Source organism: Streptomyces sp. NPDC051909, assembly GCF_040681095.1.
Classification (GTDB): domain Bacteria; phylum Actinomycetota; class Actinomycetes; order Streptomycetales; family Streptomycetaceae; genus Streptomyces.
On the sequence record NZ_JBFAYA010000001.1, the window covers coordinates 216022 to 231056 of the forward strand.

Annotated in this window: 16 protein-coding genes and 1 pseudogene; 7 read left to right on the forward strand and 10 right to left on the reverse strand. The window is 71.9% G+C overall.

Annotated features, from left to right (window positions below; all coding sequences use genetic code 11):
* Window positions 1-45: 45 nt before the first annotated feature.
* Window positions 46-1257, forward strand: coding sequence for a DUF2092 domain-containing protein (locus AB0M18_RS01105; RefSeq protein WP_365754455.1), 1212 nt, complete (start codon window positions 46-48; stop codon window positions 1255-1257).
* A gap of 87 nt (window positions 1258-1344) precedes the next feature.
* On the opposite strand, the gene AB0M18_RS01110 is transcribed toward AB0M18_RS01105, so the two are convergent.
* The 5 genes from AB0M18_RS01110 to AB0M18_RS01130 form a co-directional block, all read right to left on the reverse strand.
* On the reverse strand, window positions 1345-2682 hold the full coding sequence (locus AB0M18_RS01110; protein ID WP_365754456.1) for a M28 family metallopeptidase: 1338 nt from the start codon (window positions 2680-2682) through the stop codon (window positions 1345-1347).
* 354 nt (window positions 2683-3036) lie between these two features.
* The gene (locus AB0M18_RS01115; RefSeq protein WP_365754458.1) at window positions 3037-4017 is read right to left on the reverse strand and encodes a HEAT repeat domain-containing protein; all 981 of its coding nucleotides are present in this window, start codon (window positions 4015-4017) and stop codon (window positions 3037-3039) included.
* 38 nt (window positions 4018-4055) lie between these two features.
* Complete coding sequence (locus AB0M18_RS01120) at window positions 4056-4253, reverse strand: hypothetical protein (protein ID WP_365754459.1); 198 nt, start codon at window positions 4251-4253, stop codon at window positions 4056-4058.
* A gap of 32 nt (window positions 4254-4285) precedes the next feature.
* The gene (locus AB0M18_RS01125) at window positions 4286-4414 is read right to left on the reverse strand and encodes a hypothetical protein (protein WP_365754461.1); all 129 of its coding nucleotides are present in this window, start codon (window positions 4412-4414) and stop codon (window positions 4286-4288) included.
* Window positions 4415-4493: 79 nt separating this feature from the next.
* On the reverse strand, window positions 4494-4823 hold the full coding sequence (locus AB0M18_RS01130; RefSeq protein ID WP_365754463.1) for a hypothetical protein: 330 nt from the start codon (window positions 4821-4823) through the stop codon (window positions 4494-4496).
* Between the two features lie 365 nt (window positions 4824-5188).
* Here AB0M18_RS01130 and AB0M18_RS01135 point away from each other — a divergent pair.
* Window positions 5189-5590, forward strand: a pseudogene (locus AB0M18_RS01135) (DUF4157 domain-containing protein); the annotation flags it as partial.
* A 1322-nt stretch (window positions 5591-6912) separates the two neighbouring features.
* Here AB0M18_RS01135 and AB0M18_RS01140 read toward each other — a convergent pair.
* Complete coding sequence (locus AB0M18_RS01140; RefSeq protein WP_365754465.1) at window positions 6913-7758, reverse strand: helix-turn-helix domain-containing protein; 846 nt, start codon at window positions 7756-7758, stop codon at window positions 6913-6915.
* Between the two features lie 405 nt (window positions 7759-8163).
* Here AB0M18_RS01140 and AB0M18_RS01145 point away from each other — a divergent pair, with 405 nt between their 5' ends.
* The 4 genes from AB0M18_RS01145 (at window position 8164) to AB0M18_RS01160 (ending at window position 11106) form a co-directional block, all read left to right on the forward strand.
* A complete protein-coding gene (locus tag AB0M18_RS01145) occupies window positions 8164-9279 on the forward strand; it encodes a hypothetical protein (protein WP_365754467.1) in 1116 nt (371 codons plus the stop codon).
* Between the two features lie 72 nt (window positions 9280-9351).
* Entirely contained in the window at window positions 9352-9867 is a 516-nt protein-coding gene (locus AB0M18_RS01150) for a DUF1203 domain-containing protein (protein ID WP_365754468.1), read from the forward strand.
* 10 nt (window positions 9868-9877) lie between these two features.
* The gene (locus AB0M18_RS01155; protein ID WP_365754470.1) at window positions 9878-10582 is read left to right on the forward strand and encodes a DUF6882 domain-containing protein; all 705 of its coding nucleotides are present in this window, start codon (window positions 9878-9880) and stop codon (window positions 10580-10582) included.
* A complete protein-coding gene (locus AB0M18_RS01160) occupies window positions 10579-11106 on the forward strand; it encodes an ATP-binding protein (RefSeq protein WP_365754472.1) in 528 nt (175 codons plus the stop codon). The genes AB0M18_RS01155 and AB0M18_RS01160 overlap by 4 nt, the downstream gene beginning before the upstream one ends.
* Window positions 11107-11179: 73 nt before the next feature.
* Here AB0M18_RS01160 and AB0M18_RS01165 read toward each other — a convergent pair whose 3' ends face one another.
* Window positions 11180-11632: a VOC family protein gene (locus tag AB0M18_RS01165; RefSeq protein WP_365754474.1), complete on the reverse strand. Its 453-nt coding sequence runs from the start codon at window positions 11630-11632 to the stop codon at window positions 11180-11182.
* A gap of 87 nt (window positions 11633-11719) precedes the next feature.
* On the opposite strand from AB0M18_RS01165, the gene AB0M18_RS01170 reads away from it, so the two are divergent.
* Window positions 11720-12037, forward strand: coding sequence for a DUF6401 family natural product biosynthesis protein (locus tag AB0M18_RS01170; protein ID WP_365754476.1), 318 nt, complete (start codon window positions 11720-11722; stop codon window positions 12035-12037).
* A gap of 18 nt (window positions 12038-12055) precedes the next feature.
* Here the strand turns inward: AB0M18_RS01170 and AB0M18_RS01175 are convergent, their stop codons facing one another.
* The 3 genes from AB0M18_RS01175 to AB0M18_RS01185 form a co-directional block, all read right to left on the reverse strand.
* On the reverse strand, window positions 12056-12874 hold the full coding sequence (locus AB0M18_RS01175) for a hypothetical protein (protein WP_365754477.1): 819 nt from the start codon (window positions 12872-12874) through the stop codon (window positions 12056-12058).
* Between the two features lie 94 nt (window positions 12875-12968).
* A complete protein-coding gene (gene rarD / locus AB0M18_RS01180; RefSeq protein WP_365754478.1) occupies window positions 12969-13994 on the reverse strand; it encodes an EamA family transporter RarD in 1026 nt (341 codons plus the stop codon).
* A 170-nt stretch (window positions 13995-14164) separates the two neighbouring features.
* Complete coding sequence (locus tag AB0M18_RS01185; protein ID WP_365754479.1) at window positions 14165-15031, reverse strand: SDR family oxidoreductase; 867 nt, start codon at window positions 15029-15031, stop codon at window positions 14165-14167.
* Window positions 15032-15035 lie beyond the last annotated feature (4 nt).

The window sequence follows — 15035 nt, forward strand, 5'->3', positions numbered from 1 at the left end:
GATCCATCAAGCAGGGTCCATGAGGGCACGGAGGGAACGCAGACCATGGCAGCACAGCGCAAGGCGAGTCGGTACGTCGTCCCGGTCGCGGTGGCCGGAGTGGCCGCTGCGACCATCGGCCTGGTGCCGGCGCTCGCCGCGTCCGGCGACCCGGATCTGCCGGAGATCACGGCACAGCAGCTCATCGAGAAGATCGCCGCCTCGGACACGCAGACGCTGTCCGGCACGTTCAGGATCAGCACCGACCTGGGGCTGCCGTCCGTCGCCGGCCTGTTCCCGTCCGCCGTGCCGTCCGGGCCCGGCGGGTCCTCGACCGCCGACCCCTCGGCGAAGCTCGCCGAGCTGGTCTCGGGCTCGCACACGCTGCGGGTCGCGGCCGACGGCCCGGACCGGCAGAAGCTCACGGTCCTGGACGGTTCGGACGAGTACAGCCTGATCCACAACGGGGACGACGTCTGGGCGTACGACAGCACGTCGAACGAGGTCTTCCACGAGAAGACCGAGAAGGCGGAGAAGGCGGAGAAGGGCGCGCGGGGCGGGGCCCCCAAGCACGAGAAGCTGCCGGCCACGCCCAAGCAGCTCGCCGACGAGGTCCTGAAGGCGGCCGGCGACACCACCTCGATCACCGTCGGCGGCACGGCCAAGGTGGCCGGCCGGGACGCGTACCAGCTGGTGATCAAGCCCAAGCAGTCCGGCTCGACGGTCGAGTCGGTCAAGATCGCGGTGGACGCGTCCACCGGTACGCCGCTGAAGTTCACCCTCGACTCCGTCAGCGGCGGCAAGCCGGTCGTCGACGCGGGCTTCACCAAGGTGGACTTCGCCAAGCCGGCTGCCGACACCTTCGACTTCAAGGCGCCGAAGGGCGCCAAGGTGACGGAGGGCGCGGCGGACCGGGCCGGCAAGGACGCCGAGGACGAGTTCGGCAAGGAGTTCGGTGGCGGCCTCGGCGGGCTCATCCCCGGCCTGGAGCAGGGCGGCAAGGGCGGCGCCGACGGTTCCGGTCCGGAGATCATCGGCGAGGGCTGGACCACCGTCGCCAAGCTGAACACGGGCGCCCCCGCGCCCAAGACGGACGAGGCGCCGAAGGAGGTCCAGGGCTTCCTGGACGCCCTCGGCGACAAGGTGAGCGGGAAGTTCGGCTCCGGCACCGTCTTCAAGACGAAGATCGTCAACGTCCTGATGACGGACTCCGGCACGGTCTACGTCGGCGCGGTCACGCCCGACAAGCTCGTCAGCGTGGCCGACTCGGCCAAGTAGGCCAAGTAGGCCAAGTAGGCCTGGAGTAGCACTGGTTGGGACCCCGGGTGGGTCGGGGCGATGGTCACCGACCCACCCGGGAGTCTCTTACGGGAACGTCAGCTTGAAGCTGTTGATGTAACCCGTGTCGGCGCTGGCCTTGTCCTGCACGCGCAGCTTCCACACGCCGTTCGCGACCTCGCTCGACGCGTTCACCGTGTAGGTCTGGTTGATGTTGTCCGTGCTGCTGCCGGTCCGGTTGTGCAGGTTGTAGACCGAGCCGTCCGGCGCGACGAGGTCGACGACCAGGTCGCCGATCCAGGTGTGCACGATGTCGACGCCGACGGAGAGGTTGCTCGGCGCGTTGCCGGCCACGCCGCTGACGGTCACGGAGGAGGTCACCGCGGCGCCGGGGGAGTCCGGGATGGAGACGTCGGCGGTGTTCTCGAAGACCGTGCCGGTCGGCGGGGGAGTGGTGGAGCCGCTCGACAGGTTCCAGATCGCGTACGCGACGGCGTCCGAATTCCGGTCCAGGGCCGTGTCGTTGATGTTCGCCGTCGTGTCGCACGAGGAGTGGTAGCAGCGGTCGAAGGCCTGGCCGGCCGTGCCGCCCCACTTCTGCGCCTGCGCCGAGGTCTTCGTGTAGTCGGCGCCGGAGAACAGGCCGCCGACCGGGACGCCCGCGTTCTTGAACGGCGCGTGGTCCGAGCGCCCGTCGCCCTCGGTCTCGATCTCGGTCGGGATGCCGAGACCCGCGTAGTACGCCTTGAAGGTCTGCTCGATCGTCGGGTCGTCGTCGTAGACGAAGTAGCCCGGGTTCGGCGAGCCGATCATGTCGAAGTTCAGATACGCCTTGATCTTGGCGCGCTCGGTGGACGGCGTGTTGTTCACGTAGTACTTCGAGCCGACCAGGCCCAGCTCCTCGGCGCCCCACCAGGCGAAACGCAGGTGCTTCGTCGGCTGGAGCTGGGCGCGGGAGACGGCGAGCGCGTTCTCCAGGATGGCGGCGGAGCCCGAGCCGTTGTCGTTGATGCCGGGCCCGGAGGTCACCGAGTCCAGGTGCGAGCCGGACATGACGACCTGGTTGGGGTCGCCGCCCGGCCAGTCGGCTATCAGGTTGTAGCCGGTGGAGCCGTTGTACGAGAACTGCTGGATGGCGGTGGTGTACCCGGCCGCGTCGAGCTTGGCCTTCACGAAGTCGATCGACGCCTTGTAGCCGGTACGGCCGTGGGCGCGGTTGCCGCCGTTGGCGTTGGCGATCGACTGGAGGTCGGCGAGGTGCTGCTTGACGTTGGTGACCGAGATGTCGGGCGGCGTGACGGCGGCGGTGCCGGACTGCACGGCCGGCGAGGCCGGCGCGGCGATCGCCGGGACGGCGCCCGCGAAGGCGCCGAGGACGAGGGCCGAGGCACCGGCCAAGGCGGAAAGTCTCGCGGAGAGATTCATGTGGGGGCTCCGGATTCCGAACTGGGGATGGGACGGAACGTGCGAGCGCCTCGCGCCGTGGGTGACGCGAGGCGTGGAGCTGTGCGGAAAGCGCCGAACGACTGCGCTTTTGTGGGACGAATGTTCAGTGAGAGTTTGACTCCCCGTCAAGAGCAGAATCCGGTCAGAGCTGTTCGCTCTCCGGACAGCCCAGCGTCCGCAGCCTCAGTGTCGACAGCGCGTCGTTGACGGGATGAGCTCCGCTCCACCGCATGAGGTTGATGGCGATGGACATCTGGCGGCGGGGCCTGGACCTGACCGACCTGACGGGCCTGACGCGGGCGCGGCTGGCCCCGACGGCGTGGCGGCTGCTGCCTACTCCTCGGTGAGCGCGGCCACGGTCTCGCGCACCCGCTCGTCCGGGTCGTCGGCCAGGACCCGCAGCAGGGCGTCCGCCTCGGGTGTCTCGCGGTGGACGAGGCCCTCGACCACGATGTCGCGCACGCCGGGGTCGGGGTCGCGGGCCAGGTCGGTCAGGAGGGCGTCGGCGCCGGGGGTGTCGCGGTACGCGATGCTCTCGGCCACGGCCTGGCGCACCGCCGCGTCGGCGGTGTCGCCCGCCAACTCCCGCAGCAGCGCGTCCACTCCGGGCGTGGTCCATCGCGCCACCGCCCGGGCGAGCTCCTGCCGTACCCCCGGGTACGGATGCCCGGCGAGGCGCGCGAGCCGGGCCACCGGGCCGCGCCTGCGGAGCCGGTACCAGCGCAGGGTCTCGCACAACGCCGCCGTGTCGTCGCGGAGTTCGGCCCGGTCGAGGCGGGCGAGCAGCAGGCGGGAGGCGGGCGCGGGACCGTACTCCGGGCGCGCGTGCCGTTCCCGCGTGCGCCGCGCGTTGTAGCCGCCGGGCACCCGGCAGGCCTCGCAGGCGCAGGGCGCGGTGCCGTGCGCGTCCGGCTTGTACCGCCAGCCGTTGACCTGCCGTACCTCCCGCACGTACCGGATCTCCCCGGGCGTGACCGCGCGCGGCAGGAACACCTCCCACCCTCGCGCGTCCGCCAGCCCGCCGATCCGCCCCACGGCCCCGGCCGCCGTCGTCACCTCGGGCTCCCGCTCCCCGTACCGCCCGACGGTCACCGCCTCCCCGTCCGGCAGCCGCACATGCACGGCCACCATCCCACGCGTCCCGGGCCGCCGCGCCAGCTCGCGCAGCCACTGGTGGGTCAGCGTGTACGAGGGCAGCACGGGAAACAGATACACCCCGCGCCCGGGCGCTTGGGCAGGCCCCTGGGCCTTGATCCCGCCGCGCCGGATGCGGGCGGCGTGGACGGCGGGGGTCAGGTGTACGAAGGTCGCCATGCGGCGATGCTAGGCGCCGCCACCTGAGCCCGTGCCGGCTAGCCCGCCAGAGCCGCCATCCACAGGTAGACGAATGCGAGCACCGCGCCGGCGCAGAAGGCGATGACCGCGATCAGTGCGCAGCCCAGCGTCCCGGTTGTCGTGGCGATCGCCGTCCAGCCGAAGCGGGTCGCGCGTTCGGCGCGGCGGACCGCGTCGTCGTAGGCGCTGTCGTCGCCCCAGTCGCGCTCGTTCACGTTTGCTCACCTCATCTTTCTCGCTGGTCTCGTCAGTCGCAGGTGTGGAAGGTGCAGCGGCGGACATAGACGACTCCGGGCAGATCGGCGAGCTCGTCCCTGAGATCGCCCTCGGTATTGCCGCCGGTGAAGGTCTCCGGCATGCCCACGTCGAGGACCAACTGTCCGGTCGGGCCGGCTGATCTGGTGGACGATCAGGGCGGAGACCGCCGCCGCGACGAGGGGCGTGATCGCCGAGAATCAGGGGCCCGGCCGACTGCCGGCGCCGGGGCCCACGAAGGCGCCGATCACCAGGATCAGGGCCGCCGGTATGAACAGGAACATCCCGATGACCGCGCCGATCAGTGCCCAGACCAGCAGGCCGAGCCCGGTGACGAGGCAGGTCCACGCGCAGATCCTCGGGCTGTCCCGCATCGACAGCGGTAAGAGGGTCACGAGCGCGGTGCCCACGAACAACCCGCCGAGGAGCGGGCCGATCACCAGCCCCAGGGCGGCGGCGAGCCCTGCCGCCACGATCCCCGCCACGATCCACGCCCGCTGCCGGGCGGACGCTCTCCGACCTTCCTCCATTGCTCTTCCCCCTCTTCCTTGAACACGTTCAAGTCATCTTGAACGTGTTCAAGTTAGCACTCGGTGGAGATGTCGGCCACCGCTCCCGAGCGAGCAGGACCGGCTCCTTCTCGGCGCGACATCCGATGGCCCGGTAGGGCAAGGGATCGTGCCCTGAGGGCTGCCTCAAAAGCTCTGGCGGCGGGTGCGGCCGGCCGGTGGTGTGGCGGGTAACGATTCGTCGAAAGGCATGTCCGTTGTCTCATCACGAGCACCGCCCGGAACCGGCCAAGACCAATCCGCCGGAACCCCGTAGACCGGCCCCCGCAGACCACGTGGGGCTCCTCGCGCTCCAGCGCACCGCGGGCAACGCCGCCGTCCTGCGCATGCTCCAGCGAGCCGGCCACCAGCGGAGCGAGCAGCCCGCCGGCCGGCGTTCCGCCGTCCACGACGTCCTCGCCGGGGCCGGCCGCCCCCTCGACACGCCCCTCCGCGAGGAAATGGAGGCCCGCCTCGGCGCCGACTTCTCCGACGTCCGCATCCACGACAACACCACCGCCCGCGCCTCGGCCGCCGAGATCGGCGCCCGCGCCTACACCAGCGGCAACAACGTCGTGATCGGCGACGGCGGAAACGACAAACACACCCTCGCTCACGAACTCACCCACGTCGTCCAACAGCGCCGAGGCCCCGTCGCCGGGACCGACAACGGCGCCGGCCTGCGTGTCAGCGACCCGTCGGATCGGTTCGAACGCGAGGCCGAGGCCAACGCCACACGAGTGCTGGCGGGTCCCGTACCCGACGCCGTCCAGCGCGTTCGGAACGAGACGGCCGCCCCGTCACTGGACGCCGCGCAGACCGTGCAGCGTTACCACACACAGCCACAGCAGATCAGGACGGCCGGAGGAGACGGTCCGCACTTCCAGGCGCAGTCGCCGAACCCGGTGTTGGACGACAACAATGTCGCCGGCCAGCTGCCATGGGCCATCGACCACGTGGTCACCACCTACACGCCGACCGCCGAAACACCGGTGAACGTGCGCGTCTCGCAGGACTACTCACTCGCCGTGCTGGACAGCGAGGACGAGCCGAAGGAGTTCTACGCCAGCGAAGCCCGTCTCGCCGAAGCCAACGCGGCTCTGCTCGCCGCGGGAAGCGCGATCCAGCTCACGGCGGTCGGGAACACCACGATCACGGTCGACGCCGCCGGCACGCCTGCGACCCTTCTGAGGGTGACCGCGGTCAGACGCGACAGCGCCCATCAGGCCGAGCAGTTCGCAAGTCTCGTCGAGCACCAGTGCATCCGCCTCGCGGGCGGCATCATCGGGATGACGATCAGGCGTGACTTCCACGGCAGGGAGAACTTCACGCAGGCGCCCCAGAGGCACACGGCACCTGACGGGGCGATCCTCGATTCGAGAGGCCTCGCCAGCAGACTGGTCGACGGCCCGGGCGTCGAGGCGGGAGACGAGGCAACCCTCGGTGAACGCTATGGCAGGGCTCATGCGGCCGGAGCGTTGCACGATGCCGAGGAGCTCGGCGCCAACGAGCACGCCGCCCCGGGGATCGGCGAGGCGTTCGGCATCTTCTCCATCGGCCAGACAGGCGAGCCCAACGAGACGGACTACGCGTTCCCGGGTGGCCCCGCGCCGTCGGAACTGCCGACGTGGAACTACCACTTCGCCGGCGTGGTCGCCCAGGCCGGCGACGACCGCGTGACCCTGGAGAACTACACCCGGGGCGACAGCTTCAGCGACGCCCAGAGAATGCTCTACAGCGAGTTGGTCGTGCGCTACCGGGAGACCTTCATCGGGAAGATCAAGGAGCTCTTCGGCGCCGGATACAAGCAGAACCCCGCTGACACGGAGTTCCTGCCGCTGCTGGAAGAGCTGCTGAAGAAGGAGGCGGCGAGCGCCAGGGTCGATGCGAGGTCGGAGTTCGCGCGGCTCGTCCAGGACGCTCAGATGCCCACACGCTGGTTCTTCCGCATGTACGGCACCGAACAGGGCCAGTCCTTCCACGAGCAGCAGTACGGCGGCGGCCGGAACCAGCTCATCAACCCGCTCACCACGCGCAGCCGAAAGCCGTCACAACCCGCGCAGCAGCCCGGTTAGGCAGCCACGGTGTCGGTGTCGGTGTCGGTGTCGCGGCAGTCGCGGCACCGGCCGGTGGGTGGGGGAGCGCCGCGGAAGGGGCGGCCGCAGTCGGAGCATTCCTCGAAGGGGGAGCGCGGCGAGGTCAGGGTCATGCGGCCGGTAGGAGGAGGGGCCGGGATGTGCACCGGCGGCGGGAGAAGTTCCGTGAGGCGGTGGGCGAGGAGGCCCGCCGGGTGGGCGAGGTCGTCGGGGAGGCACGCGGAGAGGGTGCGGCTGACGGCGTCGGGGAGGGCGCCGCGGTCGAGCCAGGCCGTGACGCCGGGGGCCAGACGCTGGATGTCGCGCTCGGAGAGCAGCAGTCGGGGGTCGTGGACGCGGAGGTTCGCCAGCAGCTCCGCGGCGGCGCGGTGGGATTCCGCGAACGGAATCGGGGGCGGGGTCGGGGGCGGCGGTGGAGTCGGGGGCGCCGCCGGCTTCTTCCGTACGGGCGGCGGGGGCGGCGTCTCCCGTACGGGCCCGGGCTCAGCCCCCGGCCGGTTGTACGAGACCGTACGGTGCGCGAACCGGCCGTCCGGCAGCCGCTCCCGGAAGCGTTTCAGATAGCCGACGGCCTCCAGCTCCCGCATGGCCCGGGCGATGGACAGCTCGCTGTTCGGGCACTGGGCCGCGATCGCCTTGATGCCGACGGAGGCCCCGGCGGGCAGCGATTGGAGGTAGAGCGCGAGCCCCCGCGCCTGCATCGAGAGCTTGCGGTGCTGGGCGAGATCGTTGCCGACCACCACATAGCGCGTAGTGAGCCGGACATTGACGTGAATGAGCCCGGAGGCGCGCGAGGGCGCGCTAGGGTGCTTGAAAGCCATCGGGAAGGTTCTGCTTCCTCGTTGGTCAGGCCCTCGATCGGGATGCCAGTCCCGGCCGGGGGCCGACGTACGTCTGGAGTTGTCGCGGCGAGCATATGCCAGGCAACCAGCAACAAATCCAGTCCAGTTGGCCCAAGTCACCCATGTGAGTGACGGGTGGGCGGCGGGGAGGCTGGAGGGGTTGGGTAGGGGATTCCCCCCCGGGATTTGACTCCTTTACGTCGTGACTCACCGCGACGCGGGAACCCACGACGCGGCCACCTACGACAGGGCCGGCTCCGCCCACACCGCTCCAAGGTCGCCGAGGGCGCCCGACTCGCCCTCGGGCCCGCCGCCTGGGCCGGGTTCGTCGCGTTCGCCGCCGGCGAGTAGGGCGCGTCCGCGGGCTGACCTACGCTGCTCCGCGTGGACATAGACCTCGGCAACGGCATCGTCGGCGCGATCCTCGGCGTCGTCTTCGCGACCCTGTTCCAACAGTGGACCCAGGACGTGTGGTTCAGGGTCCGGCGGCGGTCGGCCGGGGCGGTGCGGAGCTTCACGTACCGGCGGGCGCGGAGCGGGGGCGGGCCCGTGGCCTGGTCGACGTTCTCCATCGGGCCGCTGCACACGTCCACACTGCTTGTCGAGGGGGACGGGGACCAGGCCATCGCGCCCGAGTCCGTGCACGTCCAGGTCCTGGAGGGCGAGGTGCGGCTGCCGGAGGAGATGGAGCCGTGGCGGGGCGAGATCGAGGCGGAGGAGCGGCGGGCCGCCGAGGCCGGGGAGCGGGCGCCCGTGTGGAACGGGCCGCGGTACGCCGTCGAGTCCGTCGACGTGTCCCGTACCGCGCTCGACGAGCGGCCCGAGGTGCACCTGCGACTTCGCGCCACCGACTACTTCACCTTCCTCGCCGCCCAGCAGCTCGACCGCCGGCTGCCCGACGGCACCACCCCGCGCGGCCGCTACCTCGACCCGGCCGATCCCCTGACCGCGCCCGAGTTCCTGCAGTGCAGCTTCGGCGCGAACATCGCCGTCGTCACCGCCGACCACCTCCTCGTCGTCACCCGCCGCAGCAACCGCGTCCGGGTCGGCTCCGGAGTCTGGAACTCCTCCGTCAACGAGGGGCTCGCCCGGCACATCGACTCCGCCGGCCGCAACGCGCCCGACCTGCACGCCGTCGCGCGGCGCGGGATGCGGGAGGAGCTGTCGCTCGAACCCCACGAGTACACACTGGAGTTGCTCGCCTTCGCCCTCGACGTCGAACGGCGCCAGTGGTGCGCCCACTTCTACGCCCGCCTCAAGGACCTGACCGGTGACGGTCTGCGCGAGCGGATGAGCCGGGGCGTCGCGGACCGCTGGGAGCACCAGCACATCGAGTACGTGCCGTTCCGCACGGCCGACGTCACCCGCTTCCTCCTCGCCCCCGAACGCCTCCACCACTGGGCCCCGGTCGCCCCGTCCCTGTTCCACCTCGCGCTCGTGCACGTCCACGGGCGGGCGTCGGTGGAACGGGCCGAGGCGCAGGTGATCCGCAGGCTCTGAGGCCCGGGAGCGCGAGTTACGCGTCCGAATACCGCCAGCGGCCGCCCCCGTACGCGCGTGACCCTGGTGCTCATGACCACCACCTACACCGCACTCGCCATCCCGCCCGCCGCCCTCGCCCAGCTCCGAGCCGTCGACGACGCGGGCCGCGCCTGCCGGGCCTTCACGGCCGACGAGGAAGCCGCCGGGAGTCCGCTGCGCTGCTGTCTGCGCGGGGTGCGGGCCGGGGAGCGGATCGCGCTCGTGTCGTACGCGCCGCTGCGGCGGTGGGCGGCCGGGAACGGGGCCGAGCCCGGGGCGTACGACGAGCAGGGGCCCGTGTTCATCCACGCCGAGGAGTGCGGCGGGCCGGAGGCGGAGCCGGGGTCGTACCCCTTCGACCGGCCGGGCGCGCTCCGCACCCTGCGGCGGTACGACGCCGGCGGGCGGATCGTCGGCGGGCGCCTGTTCGAGATCCCGGAGGCGGCCACGGACGGGTTCGACCGGGCGTTCGCGGAGGCGTTCGCCGATCCGGCGGTCGCGCTCGTGCACGTACGGGCCGTGGAGTACGGGTGCTTCCACTTCGAGGTGCGGCGAGACACCCCATAGGGTCGACCACATGGTCGATGCATTCAGTGACGCGTTTCTGTTCGAGGCCGAGCGCCATGCCGCCTGGGGCGCCGCCCAGTTGGAGGCCCTGATGGGCTTCGTGCCCGAGGGGGAGTGGTCGGCCGACCTGGAGACCTGCCGGTATCGGCAGGGCGGGGTCGAGCTGCGGGTCGGCGTCCTCGGGACGTACGACATGAACGACCACTCCTGGATGTGGGGTTGGGCCAACCCCGGGTTGCGCGGGCGGGAGGTCTCCGCCCTCGCCGGGGCCGTCGAGCGGTACGGGCGGGCGCACGGCATCCCCGAACTCACCGCGGAGGTCCTGGACCTGAGCGGCTTCGAGGACCCGCGGCGGGCCGCCGAGACGCTGGCCTTCGCCGGGATGGGCGTGGCCGAGGCACCCGGCTACATCGGCGCGCCCGCCGGCCCCACCACCCAGGTCTACTTCCTGCCCGACGACCCCCAGGTCCCGCGCCCCGCCCTCGACGCGGTCGCGCTGCCCCGCGTGCTGCTCACCGGCGCCGGCCTGATCGGCCGCTCGCCCCGCCATGTCGTCGAGGGCTACTTCGACCACCACGCCGTCCCGTACCGCGCCGAGCCCTCCCGTATCGTCGCCGACCTTCCGGGCGGCGCCGGGACGGCGGACGTCGCCTTCGACGCTCTCGGCCGCATCGCGGGCGTGGAGATGAAGCTCCTGCCGAAGACGGGCCGATGACGACCCTCTTCCTGATGGTCGGCCTGCCCGGGGCCGGAAAGACCACCGAGGCGCGCCGACTCGCCGACGAGCACGGCGCGCTGCGCCTGACCCCCGACGAGTGGATGCTGCCGCTGTTCGGCACGGCCGAGGCGGACGGCAAGCGCGACGTGCTGGAGGGGCGCATGCTCTGGCTCGCCCTGGAGGCGGTGAAGCTGGGCACCGACGTCGTGGTCGACTTCGGCTGCTGGTCCCGGGACGAGCGGTCCGCGATCCGGTGGCTCGCGGAGGCGGAGGGCGCGGCCTTCCGCATGGTCTACCTGTCGGTCGATCCCGCGACCCAGCGCGCCCGGATCGCCCGCCGCCAGGAGAGCACCCCGGAGGGCACCTTCCCGATGACCGAGGCCGACCTCGCGCAATGGCGGGCGTACTTCGAGGAGCCCGACCCGGTGGAGGCGGAAGGGCGCGCGGCCGTCGGGCCGCCGCCCGCCGGGTGGGCGGGGTGGCGGGAGTGGGCGGCCGGGCGGTGGCCGTCGTTCGAGTGACGGGGGCCGGGGGTGGGCCGGGGCCGTGAGTGCAGGCCCCGCGTTCCACCCCGTCCCACCCGTCCCACCCGTCTCACTGCACGCAGAACTCGTTGCCCTCCGGATCTTCCATCACCGTCCATGAACCGCCCTGCTCCGCGACCTTCCGCAGCACCTTCGCCCCCAGGGCGGTGAGCCGGGCGACCTCCGCGTCGCGCGTGCCCGCCGGCGGGTGCAGGTCGAGGTGGACGCGGTTCTTGACGGTCTTCGGCTCGGGAACACGCTGGAAGAGGATCCGGTGGCCGAGGCCCGCGTCGGTGGCCGGGTCGAAGGGCTCGTCCGGGTGGCGGACGGCCGCGAGGTCGCGCCAGGCGAGGCGGCCGCGGACGGTGGCCGTCGCTTCGGCGGGGGCGGCGCCCGCTTCGAGGAGCCGGGTGATGAGGGGGCTGTGGTCCTCCTCGTGGTACGCGAGGGCGGCGGCCCAGAAGGCGGCCTGGGCGTGCGGGTCCGCCGCGTCGATGACGAGCTTCCAGTGGAGTGCGGTCATGGCTCCTTTATAGGGGTGGGCTCCGACAGCCGCGGCTGCGACGAAGCTCACGGCCGGAATCCACCCCGTCGCGCGTAATGTAAAGGAATGAACGATTCGCCCGACTGCCCCCTGGTCGGCGTCGCCGCCACGTACATGCCCCGGCTCTCGGAGTTCGGCTTCGAACCGGGGCTGGTGGCCGCCGTCGATCAGCACGCGGCGGCCGTGTGCGACGCCCTGATCCCCGCCCAGCGCGGCCCGCGCCCGCGCACCGTGCACCGCGAGGAACTCGCGGACTACGTTCTCGGGTTCACGGACTGGCTGACCGAGGTCGACTGGGTCGAGCCGGTCGGCCACGACTTCGCCACCCTGCGGCTGACCGCCGTCTGCTGGCTGATCCGCGAGCACGACCTGCTGGCGGCGTAGTCGCCCAGCTGCTCTGCCTCACCGCGTCTGCGGCGGCTCCTCGCCACCCTCCCGGTGCATCCCCTGCATTCCCTGCCGCTCCTGCGCGGAGGGCAGGCCGCGCTGCGCGTCCTCGCGGCCCTGCTGGTACGCCGAGATCTGGTCCTTCGCGCGGGCCGTCTCCGTCTCCGCGGTCGAGAGCCAGCGCTCCCAGCGGGACCGCATCGGGGTGATCATGCCGCCGCCGACACCGACGATCACGACGCCCGCGATGGTGGCGAGCACGGCGGTGAGCATCGGGCCGGTGATCGCGGTGGCGATGCCGGCCTGGCCGAGCGCGGCGATCACGCCGAGCGCCACGATGAAGGCCCAGATCGCCGTCGCGACGACCTTGCCGTACGACATCTGCGCGAGCGCCCCGCCCACGATGTCCCGGACGGCGCGGGCGATGGCCATCGCCACGACCACGATGACGCAGGCGACGATCGCGCGGGGCAGCCAGGCCACGATGCCGTTGATCATGACGCTGACCGGGTTGGGGCCGAAGACCCCGAAGGCCAGCTGCAGGGCGATCAGCAGGACCGCGTAGTAGAGGATCTTGACGATGATGCCGGTGGCGTCGTACTTCGAGCCCTTCAGGGTGTTCGCGACACCACTGCGTTCGGCCATCCGCTCGAAGCCGACGCGGCGCAGCAGGCGGTCCGCGACCCGGGCGATGAGCTTCGCGACGAACCAGCCGATGAGCAGGATCGCGAGGAAGCCGATGAACTTCGGGATGAACTCGGCGACGGCCGACCAGGCGTCCGTGAATCCCTGGCCGAAATCCACCGAGAGGGCGAGGGGGAGGGGGTGCGTCATGGCGCGGTCTCTCTTCGGAGAGGCGGCGGGCCCGCCCTGGGGGCGCGCCCCTTGACTCCCGACGTAACACCGCCCCCGTCGCCCCCGCGCGCGGTCAGCGGCCGGGCTGCGCCGATGGGGTGGAAAGGGCCTCCGACGAGCCCAGAGGCGGCATCGAGGCCTCACCGACAGCCTCGGACTCGGTCACCGCCGCGGTCTCCGCCTCCGCCTTCGCCGCCTCCACCGCCGCCCGGCTCCGGCGCGCCGTGCGCAGGGCGTCCCAGCTGAGGATCGTCAGAGCGAGCCACACCAGCGAGAAGCCCGCCCAGCGCTCCGGCGGCATCGCCTCGTGGAAGTACGCGACGCCGAGCAGGAACTGGAAGATCGGCGCCAGGTACTGGAGCAGGCCGAGCGTGGAGAGCGGGACGCGGATCGCGGCCGCGCCGAAGCAGATCAGCGGGATCGCGGTCACCAGACCGGTCGAGGCGAGCAGCGCCGCGTGCCCGACGCCGTGCGCGCCGAAGGCCAGGGAGCCGGAGTTCCCCAGCCACAGCAGATAGGCGAGCGCGGGCAGGAACTGCACGGCGGTCTCGGCGGCGAGCGATTCCAGGCTGCCGATGTTCACCTGCTTCTTCACCAGGCCGTAGAGGCCGAAGGAGAAGGCGAGGGTGAGCGAGACCCACGGCGGGCGGCCGGCGCCGACCGCGAGGACGACCACGGCCGCGAAGCCGACGCCGACGGCGATCCACTGCGCCCGGCGCAGCCGCTCCTTGAGGACGAGGACGCCGAGGGCGATGGTGACGAGCGGGTTGATGAAGTAGCCGAGCGAGGCCTCGACGACCCGGCCGTCGTTGACGGCCCAGATGTAGAGGCCCCAGTTGACGCTGATCACGGTCGCGGCGACGGTGATGAGGGCGAGCTTGCGCGGGCTGCGCACCAGCTCGCGTATCCAGCCCCAGCGGCGCAGCGCGAGCAGCGCGAGGCCGACCACGGCGAGCGACCAGACCATCCGGTGGGCCAGGATCTCGATCGCGCCGGCCGGCTTGACCAGCGGCCAGAAGAGCGGGACCAGGCCCCACATGCCGTAGGCGCCGATCCCGTAGAGCAGTCCCGCTCGTGCCTCGTTCCGCTTCGTCTCCACCGGACCTCCCGCCTTGTCGGCCCTGCGCCGCGCATACCTGACGAAGGTAGCGCCGAGCAGGGCTGGCTGTCATGCCCGTATCGCCATACGGTCCTGACCGATCAAGGACGCCTGTGGAGAACGGTGACGAGGCGCTTGCGAGGCGCTTGCAAGGCGGCTTACGAGGCGGCTTACGAGGCCGCCAGCGCCGCCTTGATCGTCTCGGCGATCGGCGTGGTCGGGCGGCCGATGAGACGGGCCAGGTCGTCACCGCGGGCGGCGAGCACGCCGCGCGCGACGGCCTCGTCGACGTCGACCAGGATCTCGGCGAAGGGCTGCGGCACCCCGGCGCCGAGCAGGATCTCCAGGTGGGTCGCGGCGGGCACGTCGGAGTGGACGATCGCCTGGCCGGAGAGCCGGGCGACCTCGGCCGCGTACTCGGCGAAGGACCACGACACGTCGCCGCTCAGCTCGTACGCCCGGCCGGTGTGCTCGGCGAGCGGGCCGGTGAGTACGGCGGCGGCCGCGGCGGCGTAGTCGGCGCGCGTGGCGGAGGCGACCCGGCCCTCGCCGGCGTTGGCGACGACGGCGCCGTGCGCGAGCACGGGCGCGAGGTTCTCGGTGTAGTTCTCCGTGTACCAGCCGTTGCGCAGGAAGGTGTACGGCAGGCCGGAGTCGAGGACCGCCTGCTCGGTCGCCTTGTGCTCGTCGGCCAGCCGGAAGTCGGCGTCCGGTCCGCCGAGGACGCCGGTGTACGCGAGCTGGGCGACCCCGGCGGCCTTGGCGGCGCTGATCACGGCGGTGTGCTGCGCCACCCGCTGCCCGACCTCGCTGCCGGAGATCAGCAGCACCCGGTCCCCGGCCGTGAAGGCCCCGGCCAGCGTCTCCGGCCGGCTGTAGTCGGCGATCCGCAGCTCGACGCCGCGCTCGGCCAGGTCGGCGGCCTTGGCCCCGTCGCGGACGACGGCCGCGACGGTGCCGGCGGGCTCGGTGGCGAGGAGGGCGTCGATGACGAGGCGGCCGAGCTTTCCGGTGGCTCCGGTGACGACGATGCTCATGGGT